Origin of the sequence: Amycolatopsis sp. cmx-4-61 (assembly GCF_046548775.1) — a bacterium.
Lineage (GTDB): Bacteria > Actinomycetota > Actinomycetes > Mycobacteriales > Pseudonocardiaceae > Amycolatopsis.
In genome coordinates this window covers 15,196-35,690 of sequence record NZ_JAEBEI010000010.1, presented here as the reverse complement: position 1 = coordinate 35,690, position 20,495 = coordinate 15,196, and the positions used below count along the sequence as shown (strand labels likewise).

19 protein-coding genes are annotated in these 20,495 nt (G+C 73.2%); 10 read left to right on the top strand and 9 right to left on the bottom strand.

Translation table 11 applies throughout. The features are described 5' to 3' along the window. Positions 1 to 3: 3 nt before the first annotated feature. Together ACLJOU_RS26365 and ACLJOU_RS26360 are read right to left on the bottom strand one after the other, a co-directional pair. Positions 4 to 906 carry a prenyltransferase gene (locus ACLJOU_RS26365; protein WP_410570815.1) on the bottom strand — a complete coding sequence of 301 codons (903 nt, stop codon included), beginning with the start codon at positions 904 to 906 and terminating at the stop codon, positions 4 to 6. Then, entirely contained in the window at positions 903 to 1,655 is a 753-nt protein-coding gene (locus ACLJOU_RS26360) for a methyltransferase domain-containing protein (protein WP_410570814.1), read from the bottom strand. Before ACLJOU_RS26360 ends, ACLJOU_RS26365 begins: the two co-directional genes overlap by 4 nt. Before the next feature lie 66 nt (positions 1,656 to 1,721). On the opposite strand from ACLJOU_RS26360, the gene ACLJOU_RS26355 reads away from it, so the two are divergent. Beyond that, positions 1,722 to 2,255, top strand: coding sequence for a PPOX class F420-dependent oxidoreductase (locus ACLJOU_RS26355; RefSeq protein ID WP_410570812.1), 534 nt, complete (start codon positions 1,722 to 1,724; stop codon positions 2,253 to 2,255). Here ACLJOU_RS26355 and shc read toward each other — a convergent pair. Together shc and ACLJOU_RS26345 are read right to left on the bottom strand one after the other, a co-directional pair. Continuing rightward, positions 2,216 to 4,120 (bottom strand): squalene--hopene cyclase, encoded by a 1,905-nt coding sequence (gene shc / locus ACLJOU_RS26350; RefSeq protein ID WP_410570810.1) that lies wholly within the window; start codon positions 4,118 to 4,120, stop codon positions 2,216 to 2,218. The two genes, ACLJOU_RS26355 and shc, sit on opposite strands and share 40 nt — an antisense overlap. Beyond that, positions 4,117 to 6,444, bottom strand: coding sequence for an isochorismate synthase (locus ACLJOU_RS26345; protein ID WP_410570808.1), 2,328 nt, complete (start codon positions 6,442 to 6,444; stop codon positions 4,117 to 4,119). Before ACLJOU_RS26345 ends, shc begins: the two co-directional genes overlap by 4 nt. Positions 6,445 to 6,605: 161 nt before the next feature. Here ACLJOU_RS26345 and ACLJOU_RS26340 point away from each other — a divergent pair, with 161 nt between their 5' ends. Then, positions 6,606 to 7,019: a cupin domain-containing protein gene (locus ACLJOU_RS26340; protein ID WP_410570806.1), complete on the top strand. Its 414-nt coding sequence runs from the start codon at positions 6,606 to 6,608 to the stop codon at positions 7,017 to 7,019. Between the two features lie 32 nt (positions 7,020 to 7,051). On the opposite strand, the gene ACLJOU_RS26335 is transcribed toward ACLJOU_RS26340, so the two are convergent. Together ACLJOU_RS26335 and ACLJOU_RS26330 are read right to left on the bottom strand one after the other, a co-directional pair. Then, on the bottom strand, positions 7,052 to 8,092 hold the full coding sequence (locus tag ACLJOU_RS26335) for an alcohol dehydrogenase catalytic domain-containing protein (protein WP_410571129.1): 1,041 nt from the start codon (positions 8,090 to 8,092) through the stop codon (positions 7,052 to 7,054). Between the two features lie 28 nt (positions 8,093 to 8,120). Beyond that, entirely contained in the window at positions 8,121 to 9,215 is a 1,095-nt protein-coding gene (locus ACLJOU_RS26330) for a cytochrome P450 (RefSeq protein WP_410570804.1), read from the bottom strand. A gap of 452 nt (positions 9,216 to 9,667) precedes the next feature. Here ACLJOU_RS26330 and ACLJOU_RS26325 point away from each other — a divergent pair, with 452 nt between their 5' ends. The 3 genes from ACLJOU_RS26325 to ACLJOU_RS26315 are packed head-to-tail and all read left to right on the top strand — an operon-like array spanning position 9,668 to position 12,773. After that, complete coding sequence (locus ACLJOU_RS26325; RefSeq protein WP_410570803.1) at positions 9,668 to 10,972, top strand: cytochrome P450; 1,305 nt, start codon at positions 9,668 to 9,670, stop codon at positions 10,970 to 10,972. 30 nt (positions 10,973 to 11,002) lie between these two features. Continuing rightward, complete coding sequence (locus ACLJOU_RS26320) at positions 11,003 to 12,220, top strand: cytochrome P450 (RefSeq protein ID WP_410570801.1); 1,218 nt, start codon at positions 11,003 to 11,005, stop codon at positions 12,218 to 12,220. Positions 12,221 to 12,266: 46 nt separating this feature from the next. After that, positions 12,267 to 12,773 (top strand): tetratricopeptide repeat protein, encoded by a 507-nt coding sequence (locus ACLJOU_RS26315; RefSeq protein ID WP_410570799.1) that lies wholly within the window; start codon positions 12,267 to 12,269, stop codon positions 12,771 to 12,773. Positions 12,774 to 12,831: 58 nt separating this feature from the next. Here ACLJOU_RS26315 and ACLJOU_RS26310 read toward each other — a convergent pair whose 3' ends face one another. Beyond that, complete coding sequence (locus ACLJOU_RS26310) at positions 12,832 to 13,536, bottom strand: DJ-1/PfpI family protein (RefSeq protein ID WP_410570797.1); 705 nt, start codon at positions 13,534 to 13,536, stop codon at positions 12,832 to 12,834. Positions 13,537 to 13,635: 99 nt separating this feature from the next. On the opposite strand from ACLJOU_RS26310, the gene ACLJOU_RS26305 reads away from it, so the two are divergent. Continuing rightward, on the top strand, positions 13,636 to 14,613 hold the full coding sequence (locus ACLJOU_RS26305) for a GlxA family transcriptional regulator (RefSeq protein WP_410570796.1): 978 nt from the start codon (positions 13,636 to 13,638) through the stop codon (positions 14,611 to 14,613). A gap of 253 nt (positions 14,614 to 14,866) precedes the next feature. Then, positions 14,867 to 16,669 carry a YibE/F family protein gene (locus ACLJOU_RS26300; protein WP_410570794.1) on the top strand — a complete coding sequence of 601 codons (1,803 nt, stop codon included), beginning with the start codon at positions 14,867 to 14,869 and terminating at the stop codon, positions 16,667 to 16,669. On the opposite strand, the gene ACLJOU_RS26295 is transcribed toward ACLJOU_RS26300, so the two are convergent. Continuing rightward, positions 16,641 to 17,282, bottom strand: a complete 642-nt coding sequence (locus tag ACLJOU_RS26295) for a hypothetical protein (protein WP_410571127.1) — start codon at positions 17,280 to 17,282, stop codon at positions 16,641 to 16,643. The genes ACLJOU_RS26300 and ACLJOU_RS26295 overlap by 29 nt on opposite strands. 2 nt (positions 17,283 to 17,284) lie before the next feature. After that, entirely contained in the window at positions 17,285 to 17,851 is a 567-nt protein-coding gene (locus ACLJOU_RS26290) for an MBL fold metallo-hydrolase (protein WP_410570793.1), read from the bottom strand. Between the two features lie 146 nt (positions 17,852 to 17,997). Here ACLJOU_RS26290 and ACLJOU_RS26285 point away from each other — a divergent pair, with 146 nt between their 5' ends. From ACLJOU_RS26285 to ACLJOU_RS26275, 3 genes are all read left to right on the top strand, one after another. Then, positions 17,998 to 18,870 (top strand): peptidylprolyl isomerase, encoded by an 873-nt coding sequence (locus ACLJOU_RS26285; protein ID WP_410570792.1) that lies wholly within the window; start codon positions 17,998 to 18,000, stop codon positions 18,868 to 18,870. A 151-nt stretch (positions 18,871 to 19,021) separates the two neighbouring features. Further along, complete coding sequence (locus tag ACLJOU_RS26280) at positions 19,022 to 19,834, top strand: LysM peptidoglycan-binding domain-containing protein (protein WP_410570791.1); 813 nt, start codon at positions 19,022 to 19,024, stop codon at positions 19,832 to 19,834. Positions 19,835 to 19,929: 95 nt separating this feature from the next. Continuing rightward, the gene (locus ACLJOU_RS26275; RefSeq protein WP_410570789.1) at positions 19,930 to 20,493 is read left to right on the top strand and encodes a hypothetical protein; all 564 of its coding nucleotides are present in this window, start codon (positions 19,930 to 19,932) and stop codon (positions 20,491 to 20,493) included. Positions 20,494 to 20,495 lie beyond the last annotated feature (2 nt).

Below are 20,495 nucleotides of genomic sequence, written 5' to 3'. Positions count from 1 at the left end.
AGATCAAAGCCACGCACCGATCGAGAACAGCGCGAAGTTCGCGATCATCACCAGGTACAGGCGGCTCCACGAGATCATCGTGTCGCCCAGCCGGTCCGCCCGGGCCACCCCCCACACGGTGCTCGCCGCCCACGGCAGCGTCACCAGCGGCAGCAGGTACCAAGGCGCGTTCAGCAGCACCGCGACCAGGGCCACCACCACGTAGAACCCGGTGACCAGCATCGCGTACAGCACCTTGGTCGGACCCAGGCCGATCAGGTGCGGCAGCGTGGTCTTGCCGGCCCGCGCGTCCTTGTCGACGTCGCGGGCGTTGTTGTGCAGCATCAACGCGCTGAACAGGCAAGCCGGGCCGAGTGCGCCGATCACCGCGACCGCGTCCAGCCGGCCGGCGTTGGCCAGCACCACCAGCAGGGTCACCGCGGCCCCGGTGACGAGGAAGTCGATCAGCTCGCCGAGCCCGTGGTGCCCCAGGGGTTTCGGGCCGCCGGCGTAGGCGAAGTAGGCGGCGTAGCAGATCACCACCAGCACCAGGATCCACGGCGTGCTGGTCACCGACAGGTAGAGCGCCAGCACCCAGGCCAGCCCGAAGCACGTCATGCCGACCAGCCGCACCTGCCGCATGTCCAGCCGCAGCGCCAGTGAGCTGTCCGGCCGCACGCTGTCCGGCCGGTCGAGGCCGCGCCGGTGGTCTTCGTAGTCGTTGATCAGCCGGCGGCCGACCGCGTCCAGCAGGAACAACGCCAGGGTGAGCCCGACCCGCAGGCCCGGCAACGGTCCGATGTGGTGCGCCAGCGACAGGCCGTAACACGCCTGCAGCACGATCACCAGGATCAGCGGCGGCCCGGCCGCCTTCACCCAGTCGGCCAGGGTCGGCTTCAGCGGCCGGGCGGCCGAGCCGGTGCTCACGCCGTCACCGCCTCGGCCGGCGCGGGCTGCTTGGTGCCGACGGCCTGGTACAGCACGCTGGTGCTGCGCACCGGCCGCATCCGGACGTCCCTGCGCGCCTTGGGGAACCACAACATGAAGTCGAGGATGCTGGGGAACAGACCGCGCAGCTTCATCGGCACGCCCGCGGCCGCGCAGGCCAGGGCCAGCCGGTCCGGGTTGACGAACAGCTTGTGGTCGTGACAGCCCTTGGGGGCCATGCCGGGCAGCGGCAGGCTCTCCCCGATGGTGATGATCATCAGCCGGGCCAGCCGGGTGTCGGCGATGGTGTCCAGCACGAACGTGCCGCCCGGCTTGAGGATCCGGCAGCACTCGGCGGCCACCGCGTACGGGTCGGGCACGTGTTCCAGGCACTGTCCGGCCACGACCACGTCGGCACAGCCGTCGGCCAGCGGGATGCGGTTGATGTCACCGCGCACGGTGAAGTCCACGCCGTGCTCGCGGGCCACTCTCGGCCCCTGTTCGGACAGGTCGACGCCGACGTGCCGGTACCCCTTGCCCTCGAGGTGCGGGTGCAGCAGCCCGCCCCCGCAGGCCACGTCGACGAGGATCGCGTCCGGCCGGGTGGCGGCCGGGATCAGCTCGGCCCGGGCCTTGGCGATCCAGCTGAGCGAAACGAAGTGCCCCCGCGGATCCCACCACTGGTCGGCCAGTTCGTCGTACTGCTTGGGGTCGTTGCGCACGAGCACCTCCGGAAACCGCTGCTGCACATCGGAAAACTCTGGACACCCGGCCGATCCGGTATACGGTCGGGAGGAAGACCCGGGAGGCGGACCGTGACTGCTGATGAGACCGTTCCGGACCGGGCCCGCGCGCACGCGCGCCCGGTGGCCGGCCGCAAGCTGCCCGGTGGCCGGGTCGCCGACCGGCTCAGCCGCCGGTCCGCGGACCTGGTCGGACTGCTGGACGCGCAGCCGCCGGGCAGCGCGGTCGACCCGCGCACGGTGCGCAGCCACGAACTGCTGCTCGTCACTTTCCGGCGCAACGGCGACCGGGTGGCGACTCCGGTGTGGGCGGCCACCGCGGACGGCGTGGTGTACGTGCGCACGCAGCGCGCGTCCGGCAAGGTGAAACGGCTGCGGCGCAACGGGAACGTGTTGCTCGCGCCGTGCGGTCCGCGGGGCGTGCCGCGGTGCGCGCCGGTGGCCGGCCGGGCCCGGTTGCTGCCGGCCGCCGAGGAGCCGGTGGCCGAACGCGCGCTGCGCGCCCGGTACGGTCCGGTACGCGCGCTCTGCGCGAGGATCCAGGACCTGCTGCGCGTCGACATGTGCTACCTCGCCGTCACGGTCGAGCCGGGCGAACCGAGGTAGCGCCCGAGCGCCATGACCGGCCAGATCTTGCGGTACATCGGGTAGCCCATGTAGAAGTCGCCGGGGAACCCGGTTCCGGTGAACACGTCTTCGGCCCAGCTGCCGTCCGGCCGCTGGGCGTCCGCCAGCCAGCGCAGCCCGCGAGCCACCGCGGGATGGCCGGCCGGGGTCCCGGCCGCGTGCCAGGCCAGCAGCGCCCACGCCGTCTGCGACGGGGTGGACTCGCCGCGGCCGATCCAGCGCTCGTCGTGGTAGGAGCGCAGGTCCTCGCCCCAGCCGCCGTCCGCGTTCTGGTGGTGCACCAGCCAGTCCAGCGCGCGCCGGATCGCCGGGCTGTGCGCGGGCACCCCCGCGGCGAGCAGTGCCGGGACGGCCGCCCCGAGACCGTAGACGTGGTTGGCGCCCCAGCGGCCGAACCACGAGCCGTCGTCCTCCTGGTGGCGCAGCAGCCAGATCGCGCCGCGCCGGACGGCCGGGTGCTCCCCCGGGAGTTCCGCGGCCAGCGCCTCGACCACGTGCGCGGTGACGTCCGCCGACGGCGGGTCGGTGGCCTCGCCGAAGTCGCAGAAGGGAAGTTTGGCGGCGATCGCGGAGTCGTTGTCACCGTCGTAGGAGGCCCAGCCGCCGTCCTTCGACTGCATCCCGGTCAGCCAGCCGGTCGCGCGCCCGCAGGCGCCCTCCAGCGCGGCCTGCTCGGCGGCGTCCGCGCCCCGCACCCGGCGCAGCGCCAGCAGCACCGAGGAGGTGTCGTCGCAGTCCGGGAACAGGTCGTTGTCGAACGAGAACGACCAGCCGCCACCGGCCGGCAGCGCGGGGCGGCGCAACGTCCAGTCGCCGCGGACGCCCACTTCCTCGGCCAGCAGCCAGCGCGCGGCCGAGCGCAGCGCCGGGTGCGCCGGGTCGATCCCCGCATCGGCCAGCGCGACGACCGACAGGCTGGTGTCCCACACCGGTCCGGTCACGCACTCCATCCGGCGGCTCGGCCCGGCGTCGGTGTCCTCCCACACCTCGAACCGGCGCAGCCCCTCGAACGCCTTGCGCACCACCGGGTGGTGCACCGGGTAGCCGGCGACGTGCAGGCCCAGCAGGCAGAACACCGACAGCAGGTGCACACCCAGCCAGGTGCCGTCGGCCTCCTGGTGGTCGACGATCCAGTTCTCGGCCAGCCGCAGCGACCGGGCCCGCACCGCCCGCAGCGGCCGCCGCTCGTAGCGCGTCAGCAGCCGGTTCAGCCGGACGAACGCGTTTTCCACGCTCAGCGCCGGGTGGTGCGGCTCCGGCCGCGGCACCCCCGAGCGCAGCTCGTCCAGGCCGAACGGCAACGGGTGCACCGGGCGCAGCGCGCGGGCGATGGCCAGCGGGATCAACGCGATCCGGGACCACCCGGAGAACGACGGCACGGCCAGTTCGGCCTTGTCCGGCACGAGCATGATCTCCGGCGGCAGCACCGGCAGGTCGTCCCACGGCCACAGCCCGAACACGGCCAGCCAGATCCGGGTGGCCATCCGGGTGTTCTCGATGCCGCCGTTGTCCCGGCAGAACGCCGCCGCCTTGGCCAGGTGCGGGGCGTCCGGCTCTTCACCGGCCAGCCGCAGCGCGAAGTAGCCCTCGACGGTGGTCGACAGCTCGCCCGGGCCGCCGGGGAAGGTGGCCCAGCTGCCGTCGGCGCGCTGCTGGTCCCGGATCCAGGTGGCCGCGGCCGCGGTGACCTCGGGGGTGCGCACGCCGTACAGCTCGCGCAGCAGCAGGTCCTCCGCGTCCAGGGTCGTGTTGGTGTACATGCGACCCCACCAGTAGCCGTCCGGGTGCTGCGCGGCCAGCAACCCGGCGACGGCCTTGTCCAGCGTCTCCCGCAGCTCGCTCACGGGGTGTTTCCCTTCCCCATCACCGCGGCCAGCAGCTGGTTCACTTCCGGCATCAGGTCACGGGCCACGCCGACCAGCCGGGGCAGGAAGCGTTCGGCCAGCTCCCCCAGTTCGCCGACGGACGACAGGGCCGCGGTGATGTGCGTGCGCGCCTGGGCCAGGCAGAGCTCCCGGACGCCGGCCTCGTCCAGCAGCGCCGAGACGCGCGCGCACCGCTCGTCGGACAGCGGGCCGCCGTCCAGCAGTTCGGCGAGCTCCGGCCGTTGCGCCAGGCCGTAGATCACCGGCAGGGTGTAGACGCCGTTGCGCAGGTCCACGAAGCGCGGCTTGCCGGTGTCGTGCGCGGACCACACGTCCAGCAGGTCGTCCCAGATCTGGAAGGCGATGCCGAGGTGGTGGCCGTAGCCGGCCATGATCTTCTGCTCCTGCGCGGTGGCGCCGGCCTGCATGGCGCCGAACGCGGCACTGCTGGACATCAGCTTCGCGGTCTTGCCCGCGATCGACTCGAAGTAGGCGGCTTCGCTGCGTCCCAGGTCGCCCAGGTCGACGGTTTCCAGGAACTGGCCCCGGCACAGGTCCCGCAGCGTCTCGCCGAACAGCAGCATCGCGTCGGCGCCCAGATCGGACAGCAACTGGGTGCAGACGGCCAGCAGGTAGTCGCCGCACAGCAGCGCGACGGTGTTGCCGTACTGGGCGTTCACCGTGGGCTCGCCGCGCCGCGCGGTCGCCTCGTCGCACACGTCGTCGTGGTAGAGCGTGGCCACGTGCAGCAGCTCCACGACGGCGGCGGCCCGGATCACCCCCTCCGGGGCCGGTCCGTCCGGAGCGAACGGGTAGGCCGAGGTGAGCGCGAGCGTCGGCCGGAACAGCCGGCCGTTGTTGCGGATCAGCCGCCCGCACGGCTCGTGGATGCGGTCGTCGCCGGCGGCGATCCGGCCGCCGATCAGCGCCCGCACCCGTTCCAGGTCGGCCGCCAGGTGCGGGAAGCCCAGGTCCGTCCCGGCTTCGCTGCTGGTGTCCGTGCCGGTTGCTTTCACAGCCATCGCGGTGCCCCGTCCGTCGTGTCCGTTCATGCTTTGTGCCGCCGGCGGGAGCCGGTCGTCCGCGCCGGTCAGCGCGGTCCGCAGCACCCGGAACTTCGCCTCCGCCTCGGCCGCCTCCACGTCCGGATCGGAGGCGGCGACCACGCCGCAGCCGGCGTACAACCGCAGCCGCCGGCCGGTCAGCTGCGCGCAGCGCAGCGCGATGCCGAACTCACCGTCGCCGCCGGCGTCGAGCCAGCCGACCGGGCCGGCGTAGCGGCCGCGGTCCATCGGTTCCAGCGCGGCGATCTCGCGCAGCGCCGCCGCCTGCGGGGTCCCGCCGACCGCAGCCGTCGGGTGGAGTTCGGCGACCAGGTCCAGCAGGTCCGGTGCCCCCGGCCGGAGGGTGCCGCGCACGTCGGTGGCCAGGTGCGCCAGCGCGTTCAGCCGCAGCAGCACCGGCTCCCCGGGCGCGTCCAGTTCGACGGTGTGCGGCGCCAGGCGGTCCAGCACCGAGCGGACCGCGTACCGGTGCTCGGCCCGGTCCTTGGCCGAGCCGGACAGCCCGGCCCGCGATCCGTCGCCGGTCCAGGCGCGGCCGGGGAAGCTGGTGCCGGCCAGCACGCGGGATTCGACGGTGCCGTCCCGGCGGCGCAGCAGCAGTTCCGGCGTCGCACCGACGAGCCCGCCGACGCAGTACGTCCAGGACGCGGGGTTGGCGCCGGCCAGCCGGTGCAGCAGGTACCGCGGGTCGACGTCGTGTTCGGCCTCGGCGTACTGGTCGCGGGCCAGGACGATCTTCTCCGCGTGCCCGGCCCGGATCCGCGCCACTCCGGCGGCCACCAGGGCCCGGTACTTCTCGGGGGGCACCGCGGCGCCGGTGAACGTCACCACGCCCGGGTCGCGCACCGGTTCCGCTTCCGGCTCGCCGGCCGGTTCGGCGCCGTCCGGCGTGATCGTGGTCCGCCAGCAGCGATCGCCCGACCGGCCCAGCACCACGGCCGGCACGGTCAGCCGGGAGTCGCCGGGTTCGTCGGCGAACGCGAAGGCGGCGAACGCGATCAGCCCCGAACCGGGCACCCGCACCTCGTCGTCGATCTCGGCGCGCACGCACAGCTGCCGCCACCAGTGCCGGGCCTGGCCGAACCGGTCCGGTCCGGACGGTGCGGCACCGGCGCTTTCGCCCCAGCCGACGATCCCGTCCGCGCCGCGCACCCAGGCGGCCACGCCGTGCGCACTGGGCAGCGCACCGATCAGCCCGGGCAGGGCGCCGGTGAACCGGGTGCGCACGCGCAGCCGCACCGGCTCACCGGGTCCGGGTGGGACGGTTTTCCCGGCCGCGCCGCTCACCGGTGGCTGCCGTTCGGTTCCGCGACCGCCGCGGTCTCCGGTAGTGTCGTTGGCAGACAACAAGATCGGCGGTGATCCCGATGGGCGCGCACCCGGCTTCCCACTCTTTCTCCTTGCCCTTCCTCGACGGCCGCATCCGCGTCGGTCCACAGGACACGAACAGCGCGTTCGCCCTGCTGGAGATGACCATGAAGCCGTGGTCCGGACCGCAGGCCCACGTGCACCGGGACGAGGAGGAGTTCTTCTACGTGCTCGCCGGTTCCTACGACTTCGTGTGCGGCGACGAGGAGTTCACCTGCGGCCCGGGCGAACTGGTGATGGTGCCCCGCGGGGTGCCGCACCGGCTCAGTGCCCGCGAGGCGGGTGGCCGGCACCTGACCCTGTTCCAGCCGGCCGGCCCCGAGGGCTGGTTCGTGGAGGCGGACAGCCTGGCGCGCAACGGTATCCTCACCCCGGAGACGGCGGCGCCGCTGTTCGAGAAGTACGGGATGACCACGGTGCCCGATCCGGAGTCCGTTGTGGACTGACCGGGGCGGGCCGGCGGGCGCCGGTCGCGGGTTCACGGGACGCTCAGCACAACCCGGCCGAAACCGGCGTCGGACTCCACGTGCCGGTGCGCCGCGGCCGCCCCGGCCAGGGTGAACGGCCGCGGGTCGAGCGGAACCCGGAACCCGGCCGCGACCTCCTTCCACAGCGCCACCGCGTCGGCCGGCCGGGCGGTGCGCACCGCCCGGATCGACTGGCTGCGCAGGTACATCCGGCGCAGGTCCAGCTGGACCCGGGCGGGCCCGAGCGCGCCGGAGCACACCACCGTGCCACCCGGCGCCAGCACGTCCGCGACGGCCGGCCACATCGCCGGATCGGCCACGTTGTCGATGATCGCGCGCACCCCGCGGCCGCCGGTCGCTTCGGCCAGCCGGGCCGGCGTGCCGGGATCGGCCGGGTCGAGCACCAGATCGGCGCCGATCTGCTGCAGCCGGCGGTGTTTCGCCGCATGCCGGGTGCCCGCGGCGATCCGGATCCCCCGGCGCCGGGCCAGCGTGACCACGGCCGAGCCGAGCGCGCCGGCCGCGGCCGGCACGAGCACCCAGTCGCCCGGCCGCAGCGCCGCCTCGGCGAGCTGGCGCACCGCGACCGCGCCGTTCAGCGCGAGCGCGGCGGCCTGCTCGTCGGACACGTCGTCCGGGACGGGGTACAGGTTCTCCTCCGGCACCACGCAGAACTGCGCGTACGCGCCGGGACGGTGCACCCCCAGCAGTTCCAGCCGGGCACAGGTTTCCGGCCGGCCGTCCTCACACCCGTCGCAGTCACCGCAGACCAGCACCGGGAACGCCGCCACGCGGGTGCCGGGTGGCGGCCCGGCGCCGCCCGGGCCGAGTGCGGCGACGGTACCGGCGTGGTCCGCGCCGAGCACGTGCGGCAGCGAAACCAGGCGGGAGAACGGCAGCCCGCCGGCCCGGGTCGCGACGTCCAGCGTGCGGCCGACGGAGACCGCGCCGACGCGCACCAGCACCTCGCCGGGACCCGGTCGCGGGACCGGCAGTTCCGTCATGCGCAACACGTCCGGATCGCCGAACTCCGGCAACGGCACGGCCGTCATCCTCGTCGGGACCATCATCAGCCGCCGGCTACCAGGTGACCGGCAGCGACTGCAGCGTGTGCAGGGACAGCGTCGGCTGCAGCCGCAGGTCGTCCCGGTCGCACGCCAGCGCCAGCTTCGGGAAGCGGCGGAACAACGAGCCCAGCACGATCTTCAGCTCGGCGCGGGCCAGCGGTGCACCCAGGCAGGAGTGCGCCCCCAGCCCGAACGCCAGGTGGTCGCGGTTTTCCCGCTCCGGCTTGAACGCCGCCGGGTCCTCGTAGCGGCGGCTGTCCCGGTTGGCCGCGCCGACCGGCACCAGCACCGCCTCGCCCGCCTTGATCACGGTGCCGCTCACTTCGACGTCCTCGGTGACGATGGCCAGCGGGCCGCCGTCGCCGATCGGGTTGACCCGCAACAGTTCCTCGACGTACGCGTCGGCGACCGACTCGTCGGTGCGGAAGATCTCCAGGTGCTCGGGGTTGTCCAGCAGGGTGAGCACCGCGCCGTTGATCATGCTCACGGTGGTCTCGTGCCCGGCGATGGCCAGGAACATGATGAGCATGACCAGCTCGCCGCTGTCCAGTTTGCCCTCGTCCATGGCCTGCACGAGGTTGGCCAGCAGGTCGTCGCCGGGTTCCTTGCGCTTGAGCTCGGCCAGTTCCAGCGTGTACGCGGCCATTTTCATCTGGTGCGCGATGAGCTCGTCCGGCTCGTCCGCGGTGATGGTGATCAGCGAGTTGCACCAGTCGTGCACCAGTTCCTCACCATCGGGTGGCACGCCGAGCAACTGGCAGATCATCGCGATCGGCACCGGCAGGGACAGCGCCCGGACCAGGTCGACCGGCGGGGTGCGTGCCTCCATCGCGTCCAGCAGGCCGTCGGTGACCGCCTGCATCCGCGGGGTCATGATCTTGATGCGCTTGCCGCCGAAGTAGCCGGCGACCAGCCGGCGCAGCCGCATGTTCTCCGGCGGGTCGGTGGTGGTCAGCATCCCGGGTGGCGGGCGCAGCGTGGAGAACCAGGGCGCGCCCGGCTCGCACAACCGGGCCCGGCTGTAGATGTTCTCCCGGTCCAGCAGGATGTTCCGGGCGTCCTCGAACCGGGTGATCAGCTTGACCCGGTCGCCGGTCGGCAACGTCACCGTCGCCACCGGTTCGTGGTCCTGGAGCGTGTAGTACAGCTCAGGATGTTCTACGGACCTGCGGTCGAAGGGAAACGCCGGACACGTCCCCGCCTGATGTGGAATGTCCACCCAAGACTCCGATCCCCCGTGGCCGGCTGCGGGGAATCGGCGACGACCGATCTTCCCGGCACGGAAATCCGGGCAGCAGACGACCACGTCTGCCCTGCTGCCACTCCCCAGTGTGCGATCCGAGTGCCGGCGGTGGCCGGTCGGACCGGTGCGTCAACTGTGCACGCATCCCGGCCGGTTCCGCAACCCTCCTCGTGGGCCGGGAAAGGGGAAACCGCGAATACCACTCGGCGCGTTGGTCCGGATCGGGCAACCGCGAACGCCGGTCTTGACTTTCCCAGGTGGTCCCGGTAGGACTCGCAGTCCGAGGAAAAAATCTTCTGCGGCGCGCTGGGGGCGTGGTGAGCAGAACCGATCGACCTCCGCGAAACGGGCCGCTGCAACAGTTCCGTACGCTCGCGGAACTGACATTCACGCCACACCGGGCACTGCTCAACCAGTACCGCCGGTACGGGCCGGTGTCGGTGCTGCGCAACGGCCGCAGCCGCTACGTCTTCCTGCTCGGGCCGGACGCGAACGACTTCGTACTGAGCAATTCGGACCTGTTCAGCTGGCACGAATCGTTCGAGTCGCTGATCGTGATCAACGGTGCGACCGCGTTGCTGGTCAGCGACGGCGCCGACCACCGCAGGCGGCGGCAGGTGCTGGTGCCGAAATTCACGCAGCGCATCGTCGACGGTTACACCGAATCGATCCGCGCCGCCGCCGACACCGTGATCGACGGCTGGCGGCGCGGGCAACGGCTGGACCTTTCCCGGGAGCTGCGCAGCATGGTGCGGCGCAGCACCATCGCGGTGTTGTTCGGTCCGCGGCTGGCCGCCGAGGAAGCCCGGCTGGGCGCGCTGGTCGACGAGGTGCTGGTCGTGGTGGACCGGGCGGAGCCGCTGCAGTCCCTGCAACGCAAGGGCTTGCCGTCGTGGCGGCGGGCGGTGCGGTCGCGGGCCGCGGTGGCGCGGCGGGTCGCGGAGGAGGTCGCACACCGGCTGCGGACGGGTGCCCCCGACGACGGGGACGACGTGCTCAGCCTGTTGCTGGCGCACCGCACGCCGGCCGGGGCCGCGCTCACCGACACCGAGATCGTCGACCAGGTGATCAGCGTGACCGCGGCCAGCTACGTGACCAGCAGCGCGGCCATGACCTGGACCGCGCTGGCTCTGCTGGCCACGCCCGAGGAGTGGCGACGCTGCCGGGACAGCATCCCCGGCCCCGGCTGGCGTTACCTGGACGGCACGGTGTCCGAGGCGCTGCGGCTGCACCCGCCGGTGGCGTTGCTGCCCCGTGCGGTGGTGTCCGGGTTCGAGTACGGCGGCCTGCGGGTGCACGCCGGCGACGAGGTGCTGATCAGCCCGTTCGTCACGCACCGGATCGGCGAGGTGTTCCCGGACCCGGAGCGGTTCGACCCGCAGCGCTGGGACCCGCACCGGCCGGACCACCGGAAACCGGGCCGGCACGAGTACTTCCCGTTCGGCGGCGGGCCGCACCGCTGTCTCGGCGCGGGTTTCGCACTGGCCGAACTGACCGTGCTGGCCGAACAGTTGCTGCGGCGCACCACGTTGCGGCTGGACGAAGTGGACGCCACCCCGGTCGGCTTGGCCGACATGCAGCCGAGATCCGGGCCGCACGTGACCGTGCTGTCCGTCGACTGAACCGCAAACCCCGCCCCTTACGGAGGAATCGTGTCCGTGCCGAGCAGCACCGGTGACCAGACCGCGCTCGACTACCCGTTCGCCAACCCTTCCGCGCTGGAGCCGTCACCGGAGTGGGCCCGGCTGCGCGGCGAGTGCCCGGTCGCCCGGATCCGGCTGGCCAGCGGGGACGAGGCGGTGCTGCTGACCCGGCACGAGGACGTCCGCCGGGTGATCTACGACCCGCGGTTCGCGCGGCAGCTGGACGCGGAGGGCGCGGCCAAGATCAGCGACGACGAAGACGGCGGCCTGTTCGGCGCGGCCAACTCGATCGCCTCCGGGGCCGGGCACCAGCGCTGGCGGCGGCTGGTCGGCCGGTACTTCACCGCCCGCCGGATGCTGGCCATCCGGCCGCGCATCGAGGAGATGGCCGCGCAGTTGCTGGACCGGATGATCGAGAACGGTTCGCCGGCGGATCTGGCCGAGGCGTACGGGTTTCCGTTGCCCGTGTGGGTGATCGGGATGCTGCTGGGCGTCCCGGAGGAGGACCGGCACCGCTTCCGGCACTGGTCGGACACCATGCTGAACGTCTCCCGGTTCACCCAGGACGAGATCAACGCCGCCCAGGCCGACTACTTCGGCTACCTGACCGCGCACGTGGCCGCGCTCCGCGAGAACCCGGGCGATGACCTGCTGAGCACCCTGGTGACCGCGCCGGAGAACGGCGAGCGGTTGTCCGAGGCGGAAGTGGTGCTGACCGCGCAGGGCCTGCTGATCGCCGGGCACGAAGCCACGTCCAACATGATCGGCAAGCTGTTCGCGATGCTGCTGTCCGAGCGGGACCGCTGGGAACAGCTGCTGGTCGACCCGGCGAAGCGCCGCACCGCGATCGAGGAGGCGCTGCGGTTCGACGTGAACCCGGGCATCGGGATCCCGCGCTACGTCAGCGAAGACGTGCAGCTGACCGACCGGGTGCTGCCGGCGGGCACGACGGTGATCTGCAGCATGGGCGCGGCCAACCGCGACGAGGACGTGTTCCCCGGGGCCGACGTGATGGACCTGGGCCGCAGCCCCAACCCTCACGTGGCGTTCGGCGGCGGGCAGTACTCGTGCCTGGGCCAGTCGCTCGCCCGGATCGAGATGGAGATCTCCCTGGAGCTGTTCCTGAGCCGGCTGCCGCAGCTGGAACTCGCCGTTCCGGCCGCGGAACTCAAGGCCCACGAGGGTCTGCTGGTCGGCGGCCTCGAGTCGGTGTGGATCCGGTGGTGACCGGCCGCGAGCGGAACACCTTCCGCCGGCTCGATCGTCGAAAGCCGTGACGGCGCACGAGAGTACGCTCCCAACCCAGTTCGACGGCCGGCACGTCAACGGCTTTCCGCCTGAGCCGGGCCACCACGACGCACTGGCCGTCCGCCACACCCTCGCCGTCGCCCACCGGGACGCGGGTGACCTGGGGCGGGCGGTCCCGTTGCTGGAGGCCGTCGTCACTGATTACGCGCGGGTCCTGGGCGCCGACCACCCCGACACCGTGAACTGCCGGAGAAACCTCGCCGCCACCTACAAAGCAGCGGGCGACCCGGCGCGGGCGCTGCCCCTGTTCGAGGCCGTGCTGGCCCACCGGGTGCGGGCGCTCGACGCCGACCACCCCAGCGCCCTGGTCTCCCGGAGCAACCTCGCCGCCGCCTACCGCGACGCGGGTGATCCGTGGCGGGCGGTCCGGCTGCTCGAGGCCGCACTCGCCGGCGCCGAACGAACATCCGGCGGGCACACCGCACCTCCGAGGTCGGCCTCAGTTGCGCGGGTGCGGCAAGCCCGGCACTAGGGGTCGGGTCGGAACAACAGCAACGGGCCGCCGGCGAGATGGCCGGCGACGTTCGTCCTCACGCGTGCGCGAGCAGTTTCGCCAGCAGGTCCGGGTGCTCGGCCAGCCCGGCGCGCAAGGTGTGTTCGCGCAACGGCTTCAGGTCGCCGTACGGCTGGTTCGCCCAGTCCAGGGGACCCTGCGGCGGCTCCGGGTCGTACTCGATGGCGAACTGGATGTTCGTCGCGACCTGGCGGCCGGCCAGCCGCTCGGCCAGGTGCAGCGCCAGGTCGATGCCCGCCGAGACGCCCGCCGCGGTGATCACCGGGCCGTCCTCGACCCACCGCCGGGCGACGGGGGTCGCGCCGAGGCCCGGCAGCAGGTCGCGGAACAGCCAGTGCGTCGTCGCCTCCCGGCCCTCCAGCAGCCCGGCCGCGCCGAGGACGAGCGAGCCGGTGCACACGGACGTCACCAGCTCGGCGCGGCCGGCCGCGGTGCGCAGCCAGGCGAGGAGGCGTTCGTCCGCCATCGCGTGCAGGGTCGGCACGGTGCCGCCGGGCACGAGCACCGCGAAGGGGGACGGCACCTCGTCGAACGTATGGCTCGGGGCGATCCGCAGCGGGGTGTCGGTGCCGACGGCGTCCTTCGTGGCACCGACCACGACGGTCCGGTAGCGCGGGTCCATCTGGGCGAGTGCGCTGAGCACCTGCAGCGGGCCGACGAGATCCAGCGGCGTCAGGCCGGGGTACACGACGAAGGCGATGGTCTTCGGGTCATCGGTCATGCCGTTCACCGTGGCGTCCGCGCGGGACGTGGGCGACGTCGATGTCCGGATTCCTGCGAACCACGTCCGAGCGCCGGTTCCGGCTGCTAGCGTTCGATCATGCCAGGCTCACCCAGACGGGTCGCGATCGTCGGTTACGCCGACGCCGAGCTGCTGGACATCGCCTGTCCCGCCGATGTGTTCGACGCCGCGAACCGGCTCGGCGCGCGGCCGCCGTACGAGCTGCAGCTGGCCTCGGTCGACGGCCACGGCATCCGCACCGGCTCCGGCCTGACGCTGCAGCCGCACCTGCGGCTCGACCAGGTCGCGGGTGACCTGGACACGCTGGTGGTCGCGGGCGGCTGGGGCAGCACGGCCGCGGCGGCCGACGAACGCGTCCTGGCCCACGTCCGGCGGCTGGCCCGCACGAGCCGCCGCGTCGCGTCGGTGTGCACGGGCGCGGAGGTCCTCGCGGCGGCCGGGCTGCTCAACGGCCGCCGCGCGACGACGCACTGGCGGTACGCGGCCCGTTTGGCCCGGGACTACCCGTCGGTGACGGTGGACCCGGTCCCGCTGTACGTGCGTCACGGCAACGTCTACACCGCGGCGGGCGTCACGAGCGGGCTCGACCTGACGCTGTCGCTGGTGGAGGCCGACCACGGCCCGTCGCTGGCCCGTGAAGCGGCCCGCGCGCTGGTGACGTACCTGCAGCGGCCGGGCAACCAGGCCCAGGTCAGCCTGTTCCTGGCCGGGCCGCCGCCGGAGCACCGCGAGGTCCGCGACCTCACGGCGTACATCGCCGAGCACCTCGACGCCGACCTCGGCACGCCGGCCCTGGCGGCCCGGGCCGGCATCAGCACGCGCCAGCTGACCCGGCTGTTCGACGCCCACCTGGGCACCACCCCGAGCCGGTACGTCCGCACGATCCGCACCGAGCACGCGGCCCGCCTGCTGTCCGGCACGGACCTCCCGCTGGCGACGATCGCCCGCCGCTGTGGCTTCGGCTCGACCGAAACCCTGCGCCAGGCATTCCTCGACCACTTCGACACCCCGCCGTCGGCCTACCGCCGGGTCCACGTCCGCCAGTCCTACGGCTGAGCTCCGTGTCGTCCCTTCAATCACGCGAGATGACCCTCCAATCACGCGTGATGGCCCTCCAATCACGCCAGTTGCGCCTCTGATCACGCGAGTTCGGGTTTGCCCGGGCGGGGTTCGGCGTGCCGGAAGGGTCGACACGCGTGATCGTGAGGCCGACACGCGTGATTGCGGGGACGACACGGCGCATCGGGACGAACCGGGCCGTCGGCGGCCCCTCGCGCGGGGTGGCGAAACCCGCTGTCAGGATGTGCGGGTGGACCGCCCTGACCTCGACGACGACGAAACCGGCCCGATCCGCCGGATCACGGACGAGGTGTCCCTTTCGCCGGACCGCGCGACGTCCGGAACGCCGGGTACGTCCGGCAAACCCGCCCGCCGCACCCCACCGGAGGCCGCCCGCCGCGCGGCCGACCCCACCCGCCGCCGAGCCGACACCGGACCCCAGCGCACGGCGCACACCGGCTCACTGCGGCTCCCGGCCGAGAACGGGCACGCCGAGACCCCGCGGAAGCGCCGCGGCGACACCGGACCCCAGCCCGTCGCCGGGAGCGACCAAGCCGCCGCACCCCGCCGCCGCGGGGACACCGGGCCGCAGCGAGCCGCCGAGACCGCCACCGCCGCGCCGCGCACCCGCCGCGGGGACACCGGACCACAGCCCGCCCCAACCGAAGACCGTCCCGCTCCCCGCCGCGGGGACACCGGGCCGCAGGCCGTCCCCGCCGAAGACCGCTCCGCCTCCCGCCGTGGGGACACCGGGCCGCAGCCAGCCACCGGTGTCCGGCCCCGGCGCAAACCCGCCGCCGACACCCCGGAACCGCACGCCGGGCACGGGCACGGGCACGGGCACGGCCACGGACCGGCCGCCCCCGCGTCCCGGCGCGTGAAAATCCTCCTGATCTGGCTGCTCGCCCCGCTCGCGCTCGCCACCGTCGTCGGCATGGTCGTCCTCTACCCCTGGGGCAAGGCCGCCCCCACCAGCGTCGTCCCCCAGGGCACCCCCGTGCACGCCGACATCCGCACCACCGCCACCGGCCCCTGCCTCGCCCAGGGCCAGGTCCAGGTCGGCGACCAGAGCGACCCGAACGCGAAACCCTGCCTGACCGTCGAACTCGCCATGACCGACGGCCCGGCCGAAGGAAAACCGCTGCGGCTGACCGTCCCCATCGAGCCCAGCACTCCCCGCTTCGCGGCCGGAGACGCCGTCGTCCTCGCCTACAACAACGGCAACCCGAACGATCCGGCCAGCTTCCAGCTCGTCGACTTCCAGCGCGGTACCCCGCTGCTCGTGCTGGCCGCGCTCTTCGCCGTCGCCGTGCTCGTGCTGGGGCGGTGGCAGGGCGTCGCGGCGCTCGTCGCGCTCGGGTTGTCCTTCGTCGTCATCGCGCTGTTCATCCTCCCCGCCATCCTCGCCGGGGAAAATCCCCTGGTCGTGGCCATCGCCGGGGCCGGTGCGATCATGTTCATCGCGCTCTACCTGACCCACGGGCTCTCCGCGCGGACGTCCGCGGCCGTGCTCGGCACACTCGTCAGCCTCGCCCTCATCGGCGTGCTGTCCGCGATCTTCTCCGCCGCGGCCTCGCTGACCGGCCTCGACGACAGCACCTCGACGCTCATCGGCTCGCTCGGCCACGGCATCGACGCGCGCGGGCTGCTGCTCGCCGGCGTCGTGATCGGCGCCCTCGGCGTGCTCGACGACGTCACCGTCACGCAGACGAGCGCCGTGTGGGAACTCCGGCGCGCCAACCCGGACCTGACGTGGCGCGAGCTCTACCGCTCGGGCCTGCGGATCGGGCGCGACCACGTCGGTTCGGCGGTCAACACGCTCGTCATGGCCTACGCCGGGGCCGCGCTGCCGGTGCTGCTGTACTCGTCGATCTCCGGCGTCGGGCTCGGCGCGCTGCTCAGCAGCGAGGAGATCGCGCAGGAGATCATCCGCACGCTCGCGGGCAGCGTCGGCATCGTCGCGGCCGTCCCGGTGACCACCGTCCTGGCCGCCCTGATCGCCGCACGCGAGCCCGCCGGGCACCTCAGTCCAGCGTTGCCACGAACCGGCTGACCGCCTCCATCGTGAACCGCTGGACGTACTTGCCCGACGGCGCCACCGACGCCAGGCGGTAGAGCGGGCGCTCGGCGACACCGGAGCCGCGCGCCTCCGCCTTCAGTTCGGCGACGAGCAGCTCACCGAACACGAGGCCGTTCGCCTCGGTGTTGTTCATCAGGGCGTTCGCGAGCTTCCGCAGCTGCAGGATGCCCAGCTCGCGCCCGCCCGTCCCGGAGAACACGGCGAGGTCCACCTTCGCCACCTTGCCCCGCTGGCCCGCGTTGACCAGCAGGCTCACCGTGCGGCTGCCCCGGACGTCGCCGACGACGAGGTCGAGGCGGGTCGCTGTCGACAGGTCGACCCGGCGCAGCCCCCACGTGCGCACGAGCAGCGTCGAACCCTCGATCCAGACGCGCCGCCGGATGCTGACCGCCATCACGTACAGCAGCGGCAGCGCGATCACCAGCGCGACGACCAGGCCGGTCACCGTGCCGCCGATCAGGCCGGCGATCCCGCCGAACGCCGCGGCGACGATCACCACCCCGATCAGGCCGGACACGCCGCGGCGACGGCGGCCGCGCGGGTCCTCCTCGAACAGCGCGGTCCGCTCGGACGTCTCCCCGGCCATGCTCACGCCCCCGTCCCGGCCAGGAACGGGTTGCCCGCGCGTTCCCGGCCGATCGTCGTCGCCGGGCCGTGGCCCGGCAGCACCACCGTGTCGTCCGGGAACGCCGCCAGCAGGTCCCGCAGCGCCTGCGCCACGTCGCCGCGGCCGATCGACCCGGCGAAGAGCGTGTCGCCGGTCAGCGCGAGCCGGCCGCCCTCGGGCGTCGCCAGGCCCAGCACCACCGATCCCGGGGTGTGGCCGGGCACGTGCCGCACGTCGACGTCCAGGCCCGCGAACACGCCCGGCTCGAGCGGCACGCTGGCGCCGTCGTACAGCGGCGCGTCGGCGGGGTGCAGGTGCAGCGGGACGCCGTGTTCGGCCGACAGCTCGGCCGCCGAAGCGACGTGGTCGGGGTGGCCGTGGGTGGCCAGCAGCGCCGCCGGGACCAGCTCGTGTTCGCCCAGCGCGGCGGTCAGCGGCCCGGCCACCTCCTGCCCCGGATCGACGACCACGCACGGCCCGCCGGCGGCCGCCGCCAGCAGGTAGCAGTTGGCCTGCAGCGGGCCGCTGCCGAACCCGACGACGAGCACCGAACGCCTCCCCGGACATCCGCGCCGGATGGCGCCGATCACGATCGGGTTGAGACTAGCGGGCCCTGTACATGGTCCTCACAGGCTGTGCCCATACACTCCCCCTACCTCAGAAGTGTGACGAGCGGAAACCTGGAGGGTACGGGGTGGCGACCAACCAGCAGCGCCGCGAAGCTGCGAAGCGCAAGCTCGAGCGGCAGCTCGAGCGCCGATTGGAGCAGCAGAAGCGACGCCGGATGATCGGGGCTGGAGTGGTCGGCGTGGCCGTCCTCGTCGTCGCCGGTGTCGTGGTGTGGATCGTGAGCGCGAACAGCGGCGACAGCACCGACACCGCCGCGTCGTCCTCGGCCGCCCCGCCGTCGACCGAGGTCCAGATCCCGACGCAGCGCACTGCGCTGCCGAAGCGGGCGACGCCGCTGCCGAATCCGACGACGTGCGACTTCAAGGCCGACGCGACGGGCAAGGCACCGAAGAAGGTGAACCTGCCCGACGGCAAGAACGTCCCGTCGACCGGCACGGTGAACGTGACGCTCAAGAGCACCGCGGGCGACATCCCGCTGACGCTCGACCGGGCGCTCGCCCCCTGCGCGGTGCAGAGCTTCGTCAGCCTGGCCAAGCAGAACTTCTACAACGGCACCATGTGCCACCGGCTCGGCACCGAGGGCCTGCAGATGCTGCAGTGCGGTGACCCGTCGGCCACCGGCGACCCGACCCAGGACGGTCAGGGCGGCCCGGGCTACACGATGCCGGACGAGGCGTTCCCGGAGATCAAGTACGGCCGCGGCATCCTCGCCATGGCGAAGACGCAGGCCCCGAACTCCGGCGGCAGCCAGTTCTTCATGGTCTACGGCAACGCCGACGGCCTCCCGGCGGACTACTCGGTGTTCGGCAGCATCAGCGACGAGGGCCTGAAGGTGCTCGACGCGGTGGCGAAGGCGGGTATCGCGAACCCGAACCCGCAGGACGGCACCGGTGCGCCGACCAAGCAGGTGAAGTTCACGGGCGTCACCGTCTCGTAGCCCCAGCCCCGCGAAACCGCCCGTTCCGGACGTCCGGAACGGGCGGTTTCGCGCGTTCTCCCGGGACAAGATCTGAACCCCGGCCGCACCCGCCCCGTGTAGAGGGCAACACCGCCAGACCCAACGGGGTCGCCGGGGAGAGGTGCCGACGATGGTCGAAAACCGGGTTCGCGCGGTCCGCCGCGTCCTCGGGCGGGCCGGCCAGGCCGGCTGCGCCGGTGTCCTCTTCGCCGTGCTCGCCGGGGCTCCCGCGCTCGCGCAGGCCGATCCCCCGCCGCCGCCGGTGAAGTACTTCATCGTGCCGCACGCCGACAACCCCGACGACATCACGCTGTTCAAGATCGCCGAACGCGCGCTCGGCGACGGGCGGCGCTTCCCGGAGATCTTCGACCTCAACCGGGGCCGGCCGCGGCCGGACGGCACGCCGTTCACCGATCCGACGTCGATCGAGCCCGGTCAGGTGCTCCAGCTGCCCGAGGACGCCGCGCCGCAGCCGGGCGTGCAGTTCGGCCCGCTGCCGGCGACCCCGCCCGTCACCCCGGCCGCCCGGCCCGCTCCGGCCGCCGAGCCGTCCGGGCTCGGTGCCGGGCTGGCGTCGGCCGTCAGCGGCACCGGTGGCCTGCTGACCGGCCTGCTCGCCGGGCTCTGGTGGCGCCGGCGCCCGCAGCTGCTCCCGCCGGCGCCGTTCGAACCGCCCGCGCGCGAGGACGAGGACTTCGGCTCCGGCTCGGTCAGCGGCACCCTGCCGCTGCCGATCGTGGTCCCCGAACCGCGGCCGGACGTCGTGTTCCGGCCGGAGCCGATCACCACCGAGCTGGCGATCATCGTGCTCGACACGGCCGAGACCCAGGTGATCGCCGCGGTCGGGCCGGGCTCGCGCTTCCACTTCCGGATCGGCGGCCGGCCCGAGTTCGCGGACAGCTCCACCGTGCTCGTCGTCGACGGCGAAGGCGAGCAGTCCTGACCCCGCGGCGTGCGCGCCGGGTCACAGTGCGCTGAACGGATCAACCGGCGCCGGAACACTGGCCAGCGGACCGCCGGGCCCGCGATAGTCGTCTCATGACCTGGGATCCGTTCGGCACCCTCCGGAAGGCGCTGTGGATCGGCGGCGCGGCGTGGACCGGGAAGTCCACCGTCGCGCGGCTGCTGGCCGAGCGGCACGGCCTGACGACCTACCACCACGACGACCGGGCGCGGCCCGGCAACCCGCTGCCGGACGACCTCCCGGCGGAGGACCAGCTGACCGCGCTGATGGCCGAATTCGACACCCGCTTCCGCTGCGCCGTCGACGACCTCCGCGCGCTGACCTCACCCCGGCCGATCGTCGCCGAAGGCCGCGGGCTGCGGCCGGAACTGGTCGCGCCGCTGGTGGACTCCCCCGATCGCATGGTGGTGCTCGTGCCGACCGAGCTGTTCCGCCAGCACCAGCTCCGGCACCGGCCGGACGCACCCGCGATCCCGGTGCAGCGCACCCGGTTGACGCGCGACCGGATGCTCGCCGCCCACGCCGTGCGGGCGGCGCGGGAGCTCGGCATCCGCGTCATCGAGATCGACGGCAAGCTCGACCCGGCCGGCGTCACCGACGTCGTCGCCGAGCACTTCCACGCCTACCTGGACGGCTGAGG